The sequence below is a fragment of the Tabrizicola oligotrophica genome (assembly GCF_011008935.1).
GTDB lineage: Bacteria > Pseudomonadota > Alphaproteobacteria > Rhodobacterales > Rhodobacteraceae > Tabrizicola_A > Tabrizicola_A oligotrophica.
The window spans coordinates 1-342 of record NZ_JAAIVJ010000049.1 but is presented as its reverse complement, the minus strand read 5'-3'; the positions used below and the strand labels follow the sequence as shown (position 1 = coordinate 342).

Below are 342 nucleotides of genomic sequence, written 5' to 3'. Positions count from 1 at the left end.
AGAAGCGCGCCGGACGCTTGAGCTACTTGATGGCAACGCGCCCGGCGCGCTTGCCAGACCTGAAACCGATGCCTATCAACCCCAAGGACTCTCGTTATGAACGAGGGACGACCGGGGGGCAGGTCATTGAGGTGTTGATGTGGCGTTGATGTAGAGCGGAACGCACAAAACCCGACGGTTTACGTCGGGCTCTAAGCATCTGATATATTTATAATTTTTGGTTGCGGGGGCAGGATTTGAACCTGCGGCCTTCAGGTTATGAGCCTGACGAGCTACCGGGCTGCTCCACCCCGCGCCATTGCCTTTCGGCGGTCCCTTCCGGGTTATTTTGGGAAGGGTTTG

Annotated in this window: 1 tRNA gene; it reads right to left on the bottom strand. The window is 57.0% G+C overall.

Annotation, left to right across the window (positions count from 1 at the left end):
- Positions 1 to 218: 218 nt before the first annotated feature.
- Positions 219 to 295, bottom strand: a tRNA-Met gene (locus G4Z14_RS18780).
- Positions 296 to 342 lie beyond the last annotated feature (47 nt).